The sequence below is a fragment of the Tessaracoccus sp. O5.2 genome, from assembly GCF_964266725.1.
Lineage (GTDB): Bacteria > Actinomycetota > Actinomycetes > Propionibacteriales > Propionibacteriaceae > Arachnia > Arachnia lapidicapta.
In genome coordinates, this window is record NZ_CAXWGV010000014.1 from 1 (window position 1) to 16,454 (window position 16,454).

General features: G+C 71.5%; 14 protein-coding genes. 5 read left to right on the top strand and 9 right to left on the bottom strand.

Annotation, left to right across the window (positions count from 1 at the left end):
- Nucleotides 1-180 (top strand): hypothetical protein (locus ACFQPD_RS07145; RefSeq protein WP_385899729.1); only part of this gene is annotated, 180 nt, incomplete at its 5' end.
- Between the two features lie 521 nt (nt 181-701).
- Complete coding sequence (locus ACFQPD_RS07150; protein ID WP_385899731.1) at nt 702-1,937, top strand: CapA family protein; 1,236 nt, start codon at nt 702-704, stop codon at nt 1,935-1,937.
- Here the strand turns inward: ACFQPD_RS07150 and tyrS are convergent.
- Genes tyrS through argC form a run of 7 tightly spaced genes read right to left on the bottom strand, consistent with a single transcriptional unit; the run spans nt 1,934 to nt 9,480 of the window.
- Nucleotides 1,934-3,187 carry a tyrosine--tRNA ligase gene (tyrS, locus tag ACFQPD_RS07155; RefSeq protein ID WP_353082962.1) on the bottom strand — a complete coding sequence of 418 codons (1,254 nt, stop codon included), beginning with the start codon at nt 3,185-3,187 and terminating at the stop codon, nt 1,934-1,936. The genes ACFQPD_RS07150 and tyrS overlap by 4 nt on opposite strands.
- A gap of 42 nt (nt 3,188-3,229) precedes the next feature.
- Nucleotides 3,230-4,642 carry an argininosuccinate lyase gene (gene argH / locus ACFQPD_RS07160; RefSeq protein ID WP_385899733.1) on the bottom strand — a complete coding sequence of 471 codons (1,413 nt, stop codon included), beginning with the start codon at nt 4,640-4,642 and terminating at the stop codon, nt 3,230-3,232.
- Complete coding sequence (locus ACFQPD_RS07165; RefSeq protein WP_068752750.1) at nt 4,632-5,132, bottom strand: arginine repressor; 501 nt, start codon at nt 5,130-5,132, stop codon at nt 4,632-4,634. The genes argH and ACFQPD_RS07165 overlap by 11 nt, the downstream gene beginning before the upstream one ends.
- Complete coding sequence (locus tag ACFQPD_RS07170; protein WP_385899735.1) at nt 5,125-6,297, bottom strand: acetylornithine transaminase; 1,173 nt, start codon at nt 6,295-6,297, stop codon at nt 5,125-5,127. Before ACFQPD_RS07170 ends, ACFQPD_RS07165 begins: the two co-directional genes overlap by 8 nt.
- Entirely contained in the window at nt 6,294-7,217 is a 924-nt protein-coding gene (argB, locus tag ACFQPD_RS07175) for an acetylglutamate kinase (RefSeq protein WP_068752752.1), read from the bottom strand. The genes ACFQPD_RS07170 and argB overlap by 4 nt, the downstream gene beginning before the upstream one ends.
- 29 nt (nt 7,218-7,246) lie before the next feature.
- Nucleotides 7,247-8,410, bottom strand: a complete 1,164-nt coding sequence (gene argJ / locus ACFQPD_RS07180) for a bifunctional glutamate N-acetyltransferase/amino-acid acetyltransferase ArgJ (protein WP_385899737.1) — start codon at nt 8,408-8,410, stop codon at nt 7,247-7,249.
- Nucleotides 8,411-8,448: 38 nt separating this feature from the next.
- Nucleotides 8,449-9,480 (bottom strand): N-acetyl-gamma-glutamyl-phosphate reductase, encoded by a 1,032-nt coding sequence (gene argC, locus ACFQPD_RS07185; protein ID WP_385899739.1) that lies wholly within the window; start codon nt 9,478-9,480, stop codon nt 8,449-8,451.
- 706 nt (nt 9,481-10,186) lie between these two features.
- On the opposite strand from argC, the gene ACFQPD_RS07190 reads away from it, so the two are divergent.
- The gene (locus ACFQPD_RS07190; protein WP_385899741.1) at nt 10,187-11,635 is read left to right on the top strand and encodes a DUF222 domain-containing protein; all 1,449 of its coding nucleotides are present in this window, start codon (nt 10,187-10,189) and stop codon (nt 11,633-11,635) included.
- A 570-nt stretch (nt 11,636-12,205) separates the two neighbouring features.
- On the opposite strand, the gene ACFQPD_RS07195 is transcribed toward ACFQPD_RS07190, so the two are convergent.
- Complete coding sequence (locus ACFQPD_RS07195) at nt 12,206-12,472, bottom strand: hypothetical protein (RefSeq protein WP_385899743.1); 267 nt, start codon at nt 12,470-12,472, stop codon at nt 12,206-12,208.
- Between the two features lie 230 nt (nt 12,473-12,702).
- On the opposite strand from ACFQPD_RS07195, the gene ACFQPD_RS07200 reads away from it, so the two are divergent.
- Both ACFQPD_RS07200 and putP read left to right on the top strand, forming a co-directional pair.
- A complete protein-coding gene (locus ACFQPD_RS07200) occupies nt 12,703-13,605 on the top strand; it encodes a hypothetical protein (protein ID WP_385899745.1) in 903 nt (300 codons plus the stop codon).
- 64 nt (nt 13,606-13,669) lie between these two features.
- Nucleotides 13,670-15,148: a sodium/proline symporter PutP gene (gene putP, locus ACFQPD_RS07205; RefSeq protein WP_385899747.1), complete on the top strand. Its 1,479-nt coding sequence runs from the start codon at nt 13,670-13,672 to the stop codon at nt 15,146-15,148.
- Here putP and ACFQPD_RS07210 read toward each other — a convergent pair.
- Nucleotides 15,138-16,451 (bottom strand): MFS transporter, encoded by a 1,314-nt coding sequence (locus ACFQPD_RS07210; RefSeq protein ID WP_385899749.1) that lies wholly within the window; start codon nt 16,449-16,451, stop codon nt 15,138-15,140. The genes putP and ACFQPD_RS07210 overlap by 11 nt on opposite strands.
- Between the last annotated feature and the right edge of the window lie 3 nt (nt 16,452-16,454).

Genomic DNA, 16,454 nt, shown 5'->3' on the forward strand with positions numbered 1-16,454 from the left:
GCAGCAGCCAGCCAAAAATGTTTCAATCAACAAAAACTTCAACCACTGACAAAGACCCAAAAACTGGATCAATCAATCAATCATCAAAGGAATCCCAAACCAACCCCCAAAAGAGGGCCAGCCACGGGAAAAAACACAGACACAGCCACAAACAACCATGCCTGCAAAAATTGGCATTGACTTTTAAAGTACGCTGTTGAGTTCTCAAGTTTCGGTTGCTCACGCGCTTCCGACCTAGTGGTCATCCGCTCGAGGCGACTCGTCCAACCTTACTCTGTCGCGATCGGCCGGTCAAATCCGTGAGGATCAGTTCCGGGCTTCCCGAAGAGCTGCAATTACCACCTGACTAGGGGCTTTGCTGGTCGACACCGCCGTAGCGGCCTGACCTACTCTACCGGGCGACTGCCTCCCCGTCAAATTCGGGGGACATCATCCGATCGCTGTTGAGTTGTTGGGACCGCCGAAGCGGCCTGGTTCACATTACCCGTCCCGGAGCCTCCGATCAACTCGGGCCGCGGCTCTCAGCCATCGGGGCCTTGAGCGGGTTCTTCTGAACGCACACTCGCCCCAACAAGAGGAGAAAAGGGATGTGGCTTCGGGTCCGTCCTTGCGTCCGGTGCACCGGCGAAGCGAGGTGAACACTACCCACACCGGCCCGCGGGGCGCAAATCGTCGCCGGGTCGCCGTCGTAGGCTGTGCCCATGAAAGCGTCCCCGGTGCTCCTGGCCCTACTGGCCGTCGTGTCGTGCGCCCCGGCACCGGGCCAACCCGCGGCGCCACCCGAGGACTCCGCCCCAACCGGGGACGTCCAGTCGCCCACCCGTGCGGAGCAGTCGCCGACCGCGGACTCGCCGTCGCCGTCCCCCTCGCCGTCGCCGACCCCCTCACCGTCGCCGTCCCCCTCACCGTCGCGTGTCGCCACCATCAACGTGAGCGGGGATCTCCTGTGGCACAACAGCCTGTGGGACAGCGCCGCGCTGGACGCCAAGGCCACCGGCGCGGCGAAGTTCGACTTCGCCCCCCAGTTGGCAGCGCTGGAACCGTACGTGTCCGAGGCGGATCTCGGCATCTGCCACTCGGAGGTGCCGTTCGCACCCCCCGACGGGCCGTACAAGAACTACCCGATGTTCGCGGCACCACAGGAGATCGCCCCCGCGCTGGCCGCCACGGGGTGGGACCTGTGCACCACAGCGTCGAACCACACGATGGACGCCGGCTGGGACGGCCTGGTGCGGACCATCGAGGTCCACCGGGCGGCGGGGATCCTGACGGCGGGCACCTACGCCACCGAGGAGGCGGCCCGGACACCGGTGATCCACACCACTGACGAGGGGGTCCGGATCGCCGTCATCAGCCAGACGTACGGTCTCAACGGGCTCCCGAAGTCGAAGGGGCGGGACTGGAGCGTCGAGCTGCTCGACGCGGACCTCGCGATCGCCCAGGCCCGCGCGGCCAAGGCCGCCGGGGCGGACATCGTCGCGGTGCACATGCACGCCGGCGATGAGTACTCCTCGGATGTCAACGCCCAGCAGCGCTCCTTCGCCGAGGCCGTCACCGCGTCCCCCGACGTCGACCTGGTCTTCGGACAACACGCCCACGTCGTGCAGCCCGTCGACAAGGTCAACGGCACCTGGGTGATCTACGGCCTCGGGAACCTCATCGCCGCCAGCGGCCCGGCGAAGCCGCGCACCTACGACGGCGTCATGGTCGAAATCACGTTCACCGAGCAGTCCGACGGCGGGTTCAAAGCCACCGCCGCCGAGTTCGCCCCCACCTTCATCAGCAGCATGGCGGGGGGCCGCCCGGCACGCGTCCACCTCATCAGCGACGCGCTGGCCGCCGGGACGCCGCTGGAGGCGGAGATGAGGGCGTCGGCCGAGCGCACGCGCCGCACGGTCCTCTCGCTCGGCGTCGAAGGGCTGACTGAGCGCGCTTAGCCCGCGACGATCCCGCCGACGGTGCGGCGACCTCGCCGCAGCACCGCGAACCGCCCGTGGATCAGCCGATCGGGCGTGAGCACGAGGTCCGGGTCCGTGACCTTCTCGTTGTTCAGGTAGGCGCCACCCTCCGTGATCGCCCGCCGCGCGGCCCCCTTGGAGTCCACGACACCCGACAAGGCCATCGCATCGACGACCGTGAGCTGGTCCGTGACGGTCGGGGCCCCCACCTCCCGCAGCACACCGTCGAGGACCTCGGGGGCGAGCTCGTCGAGACGACCCCTGCCGAACAGCGCCGCCGCGGCCGCGACCGCGGCCTCGCGCTCCGCCGCGCCGTGCACGAGGTCCGTCACGTCGTCGGCCAGCGCGCGTTGCGCCAGGCGCAGATGCGGCGTCTCGGCGGTGGCCCGCTCGAGGTCCTCGATCTCCTCCCTGGACCTGAACGAGAAGACCTTGAGGTAGTCGATGACCTTCGCGTCCTCGGCGTTGAGGAAGAACTGGTGGAAGGCGTACGGGGACGTGAGCGAACCGTCGAGCCACACCGTCCCCGCCTCCGTCTTGCCGAACTTGGTGCCGTCGGCCTTCGTCAGCAGCGGAGTCGCCATCGCGTGCACGCGGCCCTGATCACTGCGCCGGATCAGCTCGACGCCGGCCGTCAGGTTCCCCCACTGATCCGACCCACCGGTCTGGAGCGTCACGCCGTGCCGGCGGAACAGCTCACGGAAGTCCATCGACTGGAGGAGGACGTAGGAGAACTCGGTGTAGGAGATGCCGCTCTCGAGGCGCCTGGCCACGACGTCACGGGCCAGCATCCGGTTCACCGGGAAGTGCTTGCCGACGTCGCGGAGGAAGTCGAGGACCGACATCTCGGCGGTCCAGTCGTAGTTGTTGACCATCGTCGCCGCGTTGGGCCCGTCGAACGACACGAACCGCTCGACCTGGCCGCGGATCCGCTCGACCCAGCCCGCCACGGTCTCGACGGAGTTCATGATCCGCTCGCCCGACTCCTTCGGGTCGCCGATGAGCCCGGTGGCGCCTCCGACCAGCATGTAGGGCTGGTGGCCGGCGTCCTGCAGACGCTTGGCGAGCAGCAGCTGGACCAGGTTGCCGGTGTGCACGCTCTGCGCGGTCGGGTCGAACCCCACATAGAACTTCACCGGGCCCGCGTCCAGGTGCGCGGCCAGCGCGTCCGGATCGGTCGAGTGGGCGATCAGCCCACGCCAACGGAGGTCGTCCAGGAGTGCGTTCACGCGGGTCAGCATAGCCGCCGAGTCGCGACGCCCCCGCTCGCGTCAGCCGCGGGCGAAGGCACCCAGCTGCCGCTGGGCCGCGCGCAGTTCGGCGGCCTGCTCCCGCACGCGGACCGGGGCGGTCCCCCCTCGCCCATCGCGGGCCGCCACGGACCCCTCGACGGTGAGGACCTCCAGCACGCCGGCGTCCAGGTGGGGCGAGATGCGCGGGAGGTCGTCGGCCGTCAGATCCTGCAACGTGATGCCCCGCTCCTCGCAGTAGCGCACCGTCTCCCCCGCCACCTCGTGGGCGACGGCGAAGGGCACCCGGGTTCGGACCAGGTGGTCGGCCACGTCGGTCGCCAGCGAGAACCCACGCGGTGCCACCTGCGCCATGCGCTCCGGGTGGAAGGTCAGAGTGCCGACCATCCCCGCCACTGCGGGCAGCAGGACGTGCAACTGGTCGATGCCGTCGAAGATCGGCTCCTTGTCCTCCTGCAGGTCACGGTTGTAGGCGAGCGGGAGCCCCTTGAGGGTGGCCAGCAGGCCCGCCAGGTTGCCGATGAGCCGCCCTGCCTTGCCGCGGGCCAGCTCGGCCACGTCGGGGTTCTTCTTCTGCGGCATGATCGAGCTGCCGGTCGACCAGGCGTCATCGAGCGTCGCGAACCCGAACTCCGCCGTGCACCAGAGGATGACATCCTCGGCGAGGCGCGACAGGTCGACGCCGATCTGGGCCAGCACGTAGGCCGCCTCGGCGATGAGATCCCGGGCGGCGGTGCCGTCGATCGAGTTGGGCACCGACATGTCGAACCCGAGCTCCCGCGCCACGAGCTGCGGATCGAGGCCCAGAGAGGTCCCGGCGAGGGCGGCGGAACCGTAGGGGCTGAGCGCCAGGCGCCGGTCGAGGTCGCGGAGGCGCTCGATGTCGCGCACCAACGGCCAGGCGTGGGCCAACAGGTGGTGGCTGAGCAGGATGGGCTGAGCGGACTGCAGATGGGTGCGCCCCGGCATCACGACACCCACATGTCGCTCGGCCTGACCGGCGAGCGCGTCGATCACGCCGTCGACGTCCTGGGCGATCAGCCGGATCTCCTCACGCAGGTAGCTGCGGATGAGGGTCGCGATCTGGTCGTTGCGGGACCGGCCCGCCCGGAGCCGTCCGCCGAGTTCGGGGCCGACGACCTCCTTGAGCCCGCGCTCCAGCGCTCCGTGGACGTCCTCGTCCGAGTCGGCGGCGACGAACTCCCCCGCGCTGACGCGACGCGCGAGCTCCGCGAGGCCCTCGTCCATGGCTGCGGCCTGCTCGTCGTCCAGCAGGCCCGCCGCCCGCAGCGCCTTGGCGTGCGCCCGCGAGCCGGCGATGTCGTGCAACGCCAGGCGCCAGTCGAACTGCGTGGACTTGCTGAGCGCGAACATCGCCTCGCTCGGGCCGCCGGCGAACCGGCCGCCCCACAGTCGTCCCTGGTCAGTGCTCATCGCGCCGTCCTCCACCTGGTCGTCCACTCTTGGTCATCTCCGAGATCCGCGCCACCACCGCCTCGGCCGAGGCCTCGTCGACGGCGATCACCAGGATCGTGTCGTCGCCCGCGATCGTACCCATCACGCCGGCGAGCGCGGCGGCGTCCAGGCTCGCCGCGAGGTACTGCGCCGCGCCCGGCGGGACCCGGATGACGATCTGGTTGCCCGCCGAGCGCAGCGACTGCAGCATCTCCGCGCAGAGCCGCGCCAGTTTGTCCATGACGGCCCCGCGATCCTCGTCCGAACCCGCCGCGTACACCAGGGACCCGTCGCCCGTGCGCTGGCGGATGGCCCCCAGCGCAAGCAGGTCCTTCGACAGCGTTGGCTGCGACACGGTGATGCCCTCCGCGGCGAGCGCCTCGATGAGGTCCGCCTGCGACGCGAACCGCGCCGTCGACAGCAGCTGGCGCAGCGTGGCGAGCCGCCCGGCGCGCGTGACGTCAGACATGAGCCGAGAGCAGGCCCGGCAGCGCCTCGACGAAGGGCGCCAGGTCGGCCGGGACGGCGATCAGCGGTGGCGCCAGCCGCAGCACGGCCGGGCGCGGGGCGTTGACCACGAAGCCGGCGTCCAGCGCCGCGTCGGCGACGGCCGGCGCGACCTCGCGGTCCAGGGTCACCCCGAGCAGCATGCCGCGCCCCCGCACGCCCGTGATCACAGGGTGCCCGAGGTCGCGGACCGCGGCGGCCAGCCAGGCGCCGGTGGCCCGTGCGTTGTCCAAGACCCCGTCCTCCAGTGCGTCGAGCACCGCGTTGCCGGCGGCCGCCGCCACCGGGTTACCGCCGAAGGTCGTGCCGTGCTGGCCCGGCTGCAGCAGGTCGAGCGCGGGTCCGGAGGCCAGGCACGCGCCGATGGGGAATCCGTTCCCCAGGCCCTTGGCCAGCGTGACGAGGTCCGCGACCACGCCGTCGGCCCGGTGCGCCAGGTATTCGCCGCAGCGGCCGAGGCCCGTCTGCACCTCGTCGATCCACAGCAGGGCGCCGGCGGAGCGGGTGATGTCGCGGGCGGCCGCCAGGAAGCCGTCGGGCGCGGGCACGACACCGTTCTCCCCCTGGATCGTCTCGATGACGACCGCGGCGGTCCGGTCGTCGACGGCACCGCGAAGGGCGTCGACGTCTCCGAAGGGCACGAACTCGACGTCGCCGGGCAGCGGTTCGAACGGCTCGCGGTACTTGGGATTGTGCGTGATGGCCAGGGCGCCCATGGTCCGCCCGTGGAACGACCCCTCCATCGCCACGATGCGGGTGCGCCCCGTGAGGCGGGTCAGCTTGAACGCGGCCTCGTTGGCCTCGGTACCCGAGTTGGTGAAGAACACCCGGCTCCGCTCGGCGCCCGTGACCGCGGCCAACCGCTCGGCGAGCCGGATCTGGCCCTCGGACGCGAAGAAGTTCGACACATGGCCGAGCCGGCCGAGCTGGGCCGCGACCGCGGCGGTCACCCCGGCGTGGTTGTGGCCTAGGGCGTTGACCGCCAGACCGGACAAGAGGTCGAGGTAGCGGTTGCCGTCGGCGTCGTAGAGGTGGACGCCCTCGCCGCGCTCGAAGACCCGCTTCGGGGCGCCGAAGGCGTTCATCATGACGGCGGAGTACCGCGCCGTCAGGTCCGTCTGGTTCATCCGTGCATTCCTCTCGCGGGCAGGGCCGGGGAGTCGGTGACCATGGTCCCCACGCCCTCGTCGGTGAATATCTCCAGCAGCAGGCAGTGCGGGACCCGCCCGTCGATGACGGTCGCCGACGTCACGCCGCCCTCCACCGCGCGGACGCACGCCTCCATCTTCGGGATCATGCCGGCGTCCAGGCTCGGCAGCATCGCCCGCACCTCCGCGGTGCTGATCTGGGTGATGACCGACTCCTCGTCGGGATAGTTCGCGTACACGCCGGCCACGTTGGTGAGCATGACCAGCCGCTTGGCGCCCAGCGCGACCGCCAGGGCCGCGGCGGCGGTGTCGCCGTTGACGTTGTGCACCTGGCCGTCGCGGTCAGGTGCCACGGTGGCGACGACCGGGATGCGGCCGGCGTCGATGAGGTCGAGGATCGCCGCAGGGTCGACGGAGCGCACGTCGCCCACCAGGCCCAGATCGATCTCCTCGTCGTCGATGATGAGCCCGCGCCGCTTGGCGGTGAACAGCCCGCCGTCCTCGCCCGACATACCGACGGCGAACGGCCCGTGCTGGTTGATCAGGTTCACCAGCTCCCGACCGACCTGCCCCACCAGCACCATGCGGACGACGTCCATGGCCTCCGGCGTGGTGACGCGGAGCCCGCCGCGGAACTCGGACGCGATGTCGAGGCGGCCCAGCATCGCGGAGATCTGCGGGCCCCCACCGTGCACCACCACCGGCTTCACGCCGACGCGCCGCAGGAACACGATGTCCTCGGCGAAGGCGCGCTTGAGCGCATCGTCGGTCATGGCGTTGCCGCCGTACTTGATCACGACGGTCTGGCCGGCGTACTCGGCGAGCCACGGCAACGCCTCGATGAGGGTGGCGGCCTTGGCGATGAGCTCCGGCTGCTGCTGGGTGCGGGTCCTGGTCATCTCGGTTCCTGAGGTCTGCGGGGCGCGGGTCACGTCGAGTACTCGGCGTTCTCCTTGACGTAGTCATACGTGAGGTCGTTGGTGAGGATGGTCGCGGAAGAGTCGCCGGCATGCAGGTCGACGCGGACGTGGACGTCGCGGTGGCGGAGATCCACCAGTGCTCGGTCGTCGCCGATCTGGCCGCCGCGGCAGACCATGACGCCGTTGAAGGACACGTCGAGGTCGTCCGGGTCGAACGCGGCATCCGTGACGCCGATCGCCGCAAGCACGCGGCCCCAGTTCGGGTCGCCGCCGAAGATGGCGCACTTGAAGAGGTTGGAGCGCGCGATCTCGCGGCCAACGGTCTCCGCGTCGCGCTCGTCGGCCGCCCCGACCACCTCGATGGCGATCTCGTGCGCGGCGCCCTCGGCGTCGGCGATCAGCTGCCGCGCCAGGTCGGCGCAGACCTCGGTGAGGGCCGCTGCGAAATCCTGCTCGTCCGGGGCGACGCCCGAGGCCCCGCTCGCCATGAGCAGGACGGTGTCGTTGGTCGACATGCAGCCGTCCGAGTCCGCCCGGTCGAAGGTGATGCGGGTGGCCTCGCGCAGGCACCGGTCCAGCGCGGCCGCGTCGAGGTCGGCGTCGGTGGTGACGACGACCAGCATGGTGGCGAGCCCGGGCGCGAGCATGCCCGCCCCCTTCGCCATCCCCCCGACGGACCACCCGCCGCGAGTGACGCCGGCCTGCTTCGGGACCGTGTCGGTGGTCATGATCGCCTGGGCCGCGGCCGATCCGCCGTCCGGGGACAGCCGCGCACACGCCTCCGCGACACCGGGCAGCAGCCGGTCCATGGGCAGCCGCAGCCCGATCAGGCCGGTCGAGCACACCGCGACGTTGTCGGTGATGAGCCCCAGCTCGGCCGCGACGCGCGACGCGGTGGCCGCAGAGTCCGCGAACCCCGCCGCGCCCGTGCACGCGTTGGCTCCCCCGGAGTTCAGCACGACGGCCTGCACCTGGCCGTCGGCGACGGCCTGGCGCGACCACTTCACCGGCGCGGCGAACACCCGGTTGGTGGTGAAGACGGCGGCCGCCGCCATGCGGGGGCCCAGGTTCTGGACGACGGCGACGTCGGGCCGCCCGCTCGGCTTCAGGCCGGCGGTGACGCCCGACGCGGCGAAGCCGCGGGCGAGGGTGACTCCTGTGGTTTCGGTCATGGGCGCAAGCTTTCCAGTCGAGGGCTCGGTCGTGGGAGTCACGGCGCGACTCCCACCGCGGACAGGCCGGTGGTTTCCGGTAGTCCCAGTGCCAGGTTCATCGACTGCACCGCGCCGCCCGCGGTGCCCTTGGCGAGGTTGTCGATCGCCGAGATCGCGATGAGGCGACCGGCGGTCTCGTCGACAGTCACCTGGATCGAGACCCGGTTGGAGCCCACGACCGCCGCGGTCTGGGGCCATACCCCGTCAGGGAGGACCTCCACGAACGGCTCGCCGGCATAGGCCTCGCGGTAGGCGGCGGCGGCCGACGCCGCCGTCACGCCCGGGGCGATCGGGGCCGAGCAGGTGGCGAGGATCCCCCGCGACATGGGCGCCAGCAGCGGCGTGAAGGACACGCCGACGGGGGCGTCGGTGACGGTCGAGAGGTTCTGCACGATCTCGGGCGTGTGCCGGTGCCCGCCCCCGACGCCGTAGGGCGACATGTTGCCCATGACCTCGGAGCCGAGGAGGTGGGGCTTGAGCGACTTCCCCGCGCCGGAGGTGCCGCTGGCGGCGACGACGACGAGCTGCGAAGGGTCCACCAGGCCCGCGGCCACCGCCGGCAGCAGCGCCAGCGTGACCGCCGTCGGGTAGCAGCCCGGCACCGCGATCCGGCGCGCGCCGCGCAGGGCGTCGCGCTGACCGGGCAGCTCGGGCAGGCCGTAGGGCCACGTCCCCGCGTGCGGGGAGCCGTAGAAGCGTTCCCAGGCCTCCGGGTCGGTGAGCCGGAAGTCCGCCCCGGCATCGATGATGACGGCGGCGTCGCCCAACTGCTCCGCGATCGCCGCCGAGGAGCCGTGCGGCAGTGCGAGGAATACGACGTCGTGACCGGCCAGGACCTCCGCGGTCGTGGGTTGCACGATGCGGTCCGCCAGCGGGGCCAGGTGCGGCTGATGCGCGCCGAGGCGGTCGCCGACACTCGAGTTCCCGGTCACGGCGCCGATGCGGACCTCGGGATGCTGCAGCAGAATGCGGAGGAGCTCGCCACCGGCGTACCCGGTGCAGCCCGCCACCGCGACAGATATCGTCATGCCGGGAGTATTCCACATCTCCGATACTTATGCCATTCGAGGAATCATGATCGGCCGAGAAGTCGACGCCAGCCATTCGATGGGGTCGCGAGCCTGCCTCGTTGGCTGAGGTGGCGCCCGGCGGCGGAGCCGTCCGGGCGAGTCTCGAAGCCGACGCCATCCCCGTTCGCTGAGGTGGCGCCCGACGGCGGAGCCGTCCGGGCGAGTCTCGAAGCCGACGCCGCAGGCGTCGATCCACCCGACCCCAGCACGAATAGCAGCCCCACTCGGGCCCGGCGCCGGTCCAGGGGGTTGAGGGTGGAGTTCGGCGGCGTGTCGTGCTGGGGGTTGGCTCGTTCGCTGAGGTCGCGCCAGTCTCGTTCGCTGAGGTCGCGCCACACCCCGTTCGCTGAGGTCGCGCCCGCCGGCGGAGCCGTCCGGGCGAGTCTTGAAGCCGACGCCGCAGGCGTCGATCCCCCGAGCGCAGCACGGATGGCAGCCTTACTCGGGCTTCGGGGCGGTTGAGGGCGTTGATGGCGGAGTTCGACGGCGTGTCGTGCCGGTGGGGGCGCGGCGGTTCGCCGGCTGAGGTCGCGCCCACCCGTTCGCTGAGGTCGCGCCTGGTGCGGAGCACCCGGGCGAGTCTCGAAGCCGACGCCGCAGGCGTCGATCCCTGGACCACAGCCCCGATCAGAAATTGTCAGTGGCCCCCGCCATAATAGGTCACATGAGCGACTTACGGGATCTCGGGCAGCGATACTTCGCCGCGCTCTGGGACGCCGTCGGCACGCTCGACGGCGACGCCACCGCCGCGGTCGACCGGCTGAGTGGGCTGGTCGCCGCGGTCACCGAGGCCGAGGCGCAGCTCGCCGGACTCCGCCTCCACCTGCTCCATGAGGCAAAGCTCGCCGCGGCGGAGGCCGTGATCGACCAGGTCCGGCAGTCGGTGCGCACCACCCCCGCCCAAGCCACCGCCAGTCTCCGGCTCGCGCAGGACCTGTATGACAGGTTCCCGCTGATCGGCGCCGCCTTGAACGACGGCGCGATTTCGTTGGCGCAGGCCGACGCCATCGTCTCCGGCCTGCGCAAACTCCCCGGCCGGCTCACCCGGGCGGAGCTCACCCGCTGTGAGCAGGAGATCCTGCACCACGTCGACACCTTGGGCCCGTCCGAGTTGCGGGTGTTGGCGTCTCGTCTGGTGGAGATCATCGACCCGGATCAGGCCGATGCCGATGACGCGAAGCGTCTCGCTCGGGAGGAAACGGCGGCGCATCGGGGTCGGTTCCTGCGCCTGGCGCCGGACTATCACGGCTCGATGCGCATCACCGGACAGTTGCCCGTCTCCGACGCTGCACTGCTGACCGCGCAGTTGGATGCGTTGATGCCGGACGCGTCCACCTACACTGCCGTCGGTGAGGCCGCGTCACGGGACGCGCGTCGCGCGGATGCGCTGGTCCTGCTGACCCAGAAGGCTGCCTCGAGTGGCGCTCTGCCGGCGCATGGTGGGGACAGGCCGCAGGTACACGTCACCCTCGACCTCGACACCCTCACCACCGGCCTCGGTCGGGTTGGCCTGATCGGTCTCGACGACGTCGACGGCCTGTCTGCCGGGGAGGTGCGCCGGTTGGCGTGTGACGCCGGCATCATTCCCGTCGTGCTGGGCGGACCATCCCGGCTGCTGGATGTCGGCCGCACCTACCGCACCTTCACACCCGGCCTGCGTGCAGCGCTGGTGCAGCGCGACGGTGGCTGCGCGTTCCCCGGCTGCACCGCCACCCCGGCTTGCTGCGAAGGACACCACATCGTCCCCTGGTGGCAAGGCGGGGACACCCGGCTAGGAAACGGGGTACTCCTCTGCCCGCACCATCACCGCCTGGTGGAGCCCGATCCTCTGCAGTCGGAGCAGTCGCAGTGGCGGGTGGATCTGGATCCGGTGACCGGGCTGCCGTGGTTCACCCCGCCCCGGCATATCGATCCCGCCAGACGCCCGCGGCAACACTCCCGCTTCCGACTCCAACAGATCCGCGCCGGGGCACCACCCTGCCCAGAAGACGACCCGCCAGACACCGACCCAGCGGAAGTCGACCCGCCCGAGACGGAGTCGTCCGATGCCGACCGGTCGGACCTGGGCGATCTCATTCGCCGCTCCGCCGCCATCTGGGGCGACGGCACCTGACGACCCTTGGGGCTCGACGCCTGCGGCGTCGGCTTCGAGACTCGCCCGGACGGCTGCGCCGTCGGGCGCGACCTCAGCGAACGGGGTTGGGGGATCGACGCCTGCGGCGTCGGCTTCGAGACTCGCCCGGACGGCTGCGCCGTCGGGGCGCGACCTCAGCGAGCGGACAGGCACGACCTCAGCGAGCGGGGGTCGGGGGATCGACGCCTGCGGCGTCGGCTTCGAGACTCGCCCGGACGGCTGCGCCGTCGGGCGCGACCTCAGCGAACGGGTGGCGCGACCTCAGCGTCACTGGGGATTCCCGCGAGGGGGTGGGACGGTGGGGCGGCTGCGCGCAGTGATGCCCAACCCGAGGATCACCAAACTGGCGTCCCGCCTAGACAGAACTTGTGCCAGGGCCGCCCCGCCGGCACGCACCCGGACCCGGCCACGCCAGAGCAGGACCAGTGTGGGGAGACGGGAACCGACGCTCGGGCGGCCTCAACTACCCGCCCCCAGCGACGCACTCAGCCGAACACAACACCGGACAACAAGGGCCGCCCGGGCGACGGGTCACGGCTCCCCGCACCTTCAGTGGATGGGCCTTGGGAGATCGACGCCTACGGCGTCGGCTTCGAGACTCGCCCGGGTGCTGCGCACCGGGCGCGACCTCAGCGAGCGGGAAGGCGTCGGCTTCGAGACTCGCCCGGGTGCTGCGCACCGGGGCGCGACCTCAGCGATCGGGTTGGCGTCGGCTTCGAGACTCGCCCGGACGGCTCCGCCGTCGGGCGCGACCTCAGCGAACGGGAGGGCGTCGGCTTCGGCGTCGGCTTCGAGACTCGCCCGGGTGCTGCGCACCGGGCGCGACCTCAGCGAACGGGGTGGCGTCGGCTTCGAGACTCGCCCGGACGGCTCCGCCGTCGGGCACGACCTCAGCGAACGAGGCAGGCGCGACCTCAGCGAACGATGCCGGCGCGACCGGCGAGCCCGGCGCCACCGCAGCGACTGTGAACGCCATCTCACTCCGCGATGAGCTGTCCACAGACGCGGCTAGCCTGGATTTCCGCACAGACCCGTCTGGAGGCCCAGTGACCAACGCCGCCCGCACACTGCTCTCGACCCTCCTGCTCACGGCCGCGGTGGCCGTCGCGCTGGTCGGCTCGGGGGCTCAGTGGCTGGACCGGCTCGCGCACACGTCCGGCCCGCTGACCGAGATCATGGCCCCGCTCGCGGGCGACGGTCAGGTCCGCGACGCCGTCGCCGCGACGTTGACGGAGGGTGTCGCGGCGGACCTCCCCGACGTCGTCGGCGCCCTGCCCGGTGGCCAGGCCCGGATCGAGCAGCTGATCGCGTCCGCCGTCGAGGACGCCATGGATGACCCCGCCCTGGCCGAGGCCTGGGCGGAGTCCGTCGATCTCTCCCGCATCGACCTGGTCACCGACCTCGCGGCCTTCCGTGCCTCGGGCGGCGACGCCCCGACGCTGTGGCTGCACGTGGGGCCCTTCGTGGACCTCGGGCGGACCCGCCTGATGGAGTCGACGCCCGCGGCGCTGAGCGGCATCGTCGCGGGGCTCGAGTGGCAGACCGACCCACGCATCGCGCTGGGGCGGCCGGATCCCCAGCAGGCCGCGTGGGCCGCCGACGCGCTGGACGTCGTCAGCGGGTGGGTGTGGTTCTACGTCGCCGCGATCGCGCTCGCGCTGCTCGGCCTGGCAGTGGGGCCACGCCGAGGGCGGTGGGTCGCCTTGACCGTCGCGGCCGCGCTCGGCATCGTGGCCCTCTCCCTGGCCCGCCGGGTCGCCGTCGACGTGGCGGCACCCCAGGGAACCTGCCTCGTGACGGCCGTTCAGGGGCAGCTCACCGCCGGGGCCGTCGACTCGCTCCTGCGCTGGTCGGATCCCGTCCAGGTCGTCGGATGGGTCCTCGTCACGGTGGGGCTCGTCGGCATCGCACTAGCGCCCGGCCGGCGTCCGCCGTCCGTTAACTCGTAGCCCCTCGGCGGACGGCCGGGCGAGGCGGTAGGTTGACCGCCGTTCCCGCCACTCGAGGAGAATCATGTCCGACGTCACCTACCAAGGCATCGCGATGGTCGTGTACTTCGTCGCGATGATCGCCATCGGCATCTGGGCCTACTACCGCACCAGCGACCTGAGCGACTACATGCTGGCCGGCCGCAAGCTCGGCCCGGTCGCGGCCGCGCTGTCCGCGGGTGCCTCCGACATGTCCGGCTGGCTCCTCATGGGCCTGCCCGGCGCTCTCTACGCGGCAGGGATGGTCGAGTTCTGGATCGCGATCGGCCTCACCGTCGGCGCCTGGCTGAACTGGAAGTACGTCGCACCGCGCCTGAGGACCTACACGCAGGTGGCCGGGGACGCCATCACGATCCCCAGCTTCTTCGGCAACCGGCTCCGCGACACCACGCAGACGCTGCGCGTGACCGCGGGGATCATCATCCTGGTGTTCTTCACCTTCTACGTCTCGAGCGGCATGGTGGCCGGCGGCAAGTTCTTCAACGCGTCGTTCGGCATGGACTACCGCCTGGGCATGGTGCTCGTGGCCGGCATCGTCGTCGTCTACACGCTCGTGGGCGGCTTCCTCGCGGTCTCCTACACCGACATGGTGCAGGGCATCATGATGGTCTCCGCGCTGATCGCCGTGCCTGTGGTGGGCATGCTGCACGTCGGCGGCCCGGTGGCGCTGTACGAGACCGTCGTCGGCCTGGACCCCCACGCCTTCGCGCTGTGGGGCGCCACCACGACGATCATGGGCGTCGTGTCGTCGGTGGCCTGGGGGCTCGGCTACTTCGGGCAGCCGCACATCATCGTCCGGTTCATGGCGCTGCGGACGCCGGGCGAGGCCGTGGCCGGCCGCCGCATCGGCATCGGGTGGATGATCCTCAGCTGCCTGGGGGCCGCGGGCACGGCGCTGGTCGGCATCGCCGTCTACCAGCGCGACGGCGGCCGGCTCGCCGACCCGGAGACCGTGTTCATCGCCCTCGGCCAACTGCTGTTCCATCCCCTCATCGCGGGGTTCATGCTCGCGGCCATCCTGGCCGCCATCATGTCGACGATCTCGTCGCAGCTGCTCGTCACCGCGTCCGCGCTGGTGGAGGATCTGTACCACGGGCTCGTCCGGCGTCCGCTCAGCGAGCGCAGCGGCGTGCTGCTGGGCAGGGCCGCGGTGCTGCTGGTCTCGGTCGTCGCGGCCGCGATGGCGTGGAACCAGAACGACACCATCCTGGCGCTGGTCGCGTTCGCGTGGGCCGGGTTCGGCGCGGCGTTCGGACCGACGGTGCTGCTCAGCCTCTACTGGCGCCGGCTGACGGCCTGGGGCGCGCTGGCGGGCATGGTCGTGGGCGCGGTCACGGTCGCGGTGTGGGGCACGCTCGAGGGCGGCCTGTTCGACGTCTACGAGATCCTGCCCGGCTTCGTGCTCAACCTCATCGTCGCCGTGGCGGTGTCGCGGGTCACCACCCGCCCCGACGCCGAGATCGACGCCGAGTTCGACGAGCAGGTCCGGCTGCTCACTGCCTGACGGCGAAGGGGCCGCGCGGCGGCCGGGGCGTCAGCCGGGGCATGACCCGGACCGCCCACCCGGCCGCTGCCCAGCACAGCCCGCCCACGAGCGCCCCGGCGACCGTCAAGGGCCACGCGAGCGTGACGAGCGCGACCAGGCCCGGCGCCATGAGGAGCCCGGCCCCGTTGATCGTGGTCCACCGGGCGAGGTGTCGCGTGCGGTCCCGCTCCGGAGACAGGTCGATGCCGAGCGTCATGACGATCCCGGCCCCGAAGCCGTTGCCCAACGCGACGAGGGCCGCCGACGCCACGAGCACCAGCAACGCCGTCGACCGCGCACTCCCCACGGTTGCGGTGAGGACCGCCAGCAGCACGTATCCGGCGCCCGAGAGCAGAAGACACGGCACCAGCACGGCGGTGCGGCCGTAGCGGTCCATGAGGCTGCCGGCGGGCACGAACATCGCGATCTCCACCACGGCGGCGACGGCGAACACCATCGAGATCTGCGCGGCGTTCAGCCCGAGCGAGGCGCCCAGCAACGGCAGGATGAGCGGCCGGGCCACCCGCGACATCGCCAGCGGCACCGTGACCATCCCCGCGAGCAGCATCCCGCGTCCGGCCGTGAGCTCCGGCGCTTGCGGCGACGGCACCGGAGCCAGCCGCCCCGTCGCCTGCCGCACGGTCGGGCGCACCGCGCCCCGGTCCTGCGGGAGCATGGAAGTCGCCACCAGGACGGTCGCGACCGCCATCGCGGCCGCGTCGAGTCCGAGCACCCATCCCTCGTGCCCCAGGGCGATGACCCCTGCGCCCGCCAGGGGACCCAGGACCTGTCCGATGCGCATCATGCCCCCGAAGGTGCTCATCCCCCGGGCACGCAGCCGGGGCGGGAGGACACCGCCGAGATAGGCCTGGCGGCCGATGACCCACACCTCCCGGGCCAGCGAGGACACCACCAGCGACGCCACGAAGGCCGCCCGGTGCCAGTGGCCCGGCCCGTCGTCGTAGGCCGCGCCCACCACCGCGAGCGCCCCCAGCTGGGTGAGCGTCACGAGGACGCCGGTGGCGATCATGGCGCGCCGCTCCCCCACCACCGTCATCATGGCGCCCAACGGGATGGGGCCGAGGACTCCCGCGATGCCCGCCACCATCGTGATGGCCGCGGCGGCCGGGACCGTGAACCCGAGTTCGAGCGCGATGAGCGGGATCACCGGCAGGGATGCCGTCATGCCGATCGCCTGTGCCAGGGTCGGCGCGTAGACGGGCGCGACGAGCGACCCCAGGACGCGGCGGAGGTCGGCGTCGGGGACGCGGTCAGGCGTCACGCG

Excerpts from the sequence above, each read along its gene's own strand:
- ACFQPD_RS07150 (WP_385899731.1), top strand. The coding sequence starts at position 702 with ATGAAAGCGTCCCCGGTGCTCCTGGCCCTACTGGCCGTCGTGTCGTGC.
- argH (WP_385899733.1), bottom strand. The coding sequence starts at position 4,642 with ATGAGCACTGACCAGGGACGACTGTGGGGCGGCCGGTTCGCCGGCGGC.
- ACFQPD_RS07165 (WP_068752750.1), bottom strand. The coding sequence starts at position 5,132 with ATGTCTGACGTCACGCGCGCCGGGCGGCTCGCCACGCTGCGCCAGCTG.
- ACFQPD_RS07170 (WP_385899735.1), bottom strand. The coding sequence starts at position 6,297 with ATGAACCAGACGGACCTGACGGCGCGGTACTCCGCCGTCATGATGAAC.
- argB (WP_068752752.1), bottom strand. The coding sequence starts at position 7,217 with ATGACCAGGACCCGCACCCAGCAGCAGCCGGAGCTCATCGCCAAGGCC.
- argJ (WP_385899737.1), bottom strand. The coding sequence starts at position 8,410 with ATGACCGAAACCACAGGAGTCACCCTCGCCCGCGGCTTCGCCGCGTCG.
- argC (WP_385899739.1), bottom strand. The coding sequence starts at position 9,480 with ATGACGATATCTGTCGCGGTGGCGGGCTGCACCGGGTACGCCGGTGGC.
- ACFQPD_RS07190 (WP_385899741.1), top strand. The coding sequence starts at position 10,187 with ATGAGCGACTTACGGGATCTCGGGCAGCGATACTTCGCCGCGCTCTGG.
- putP (WP_385899747.1), top strand. The coding sequence starts at position 13,670 with ATGTCCGACGTCACCTACCAAGGCATCGCGATGGTCGTGTACTTCGTC.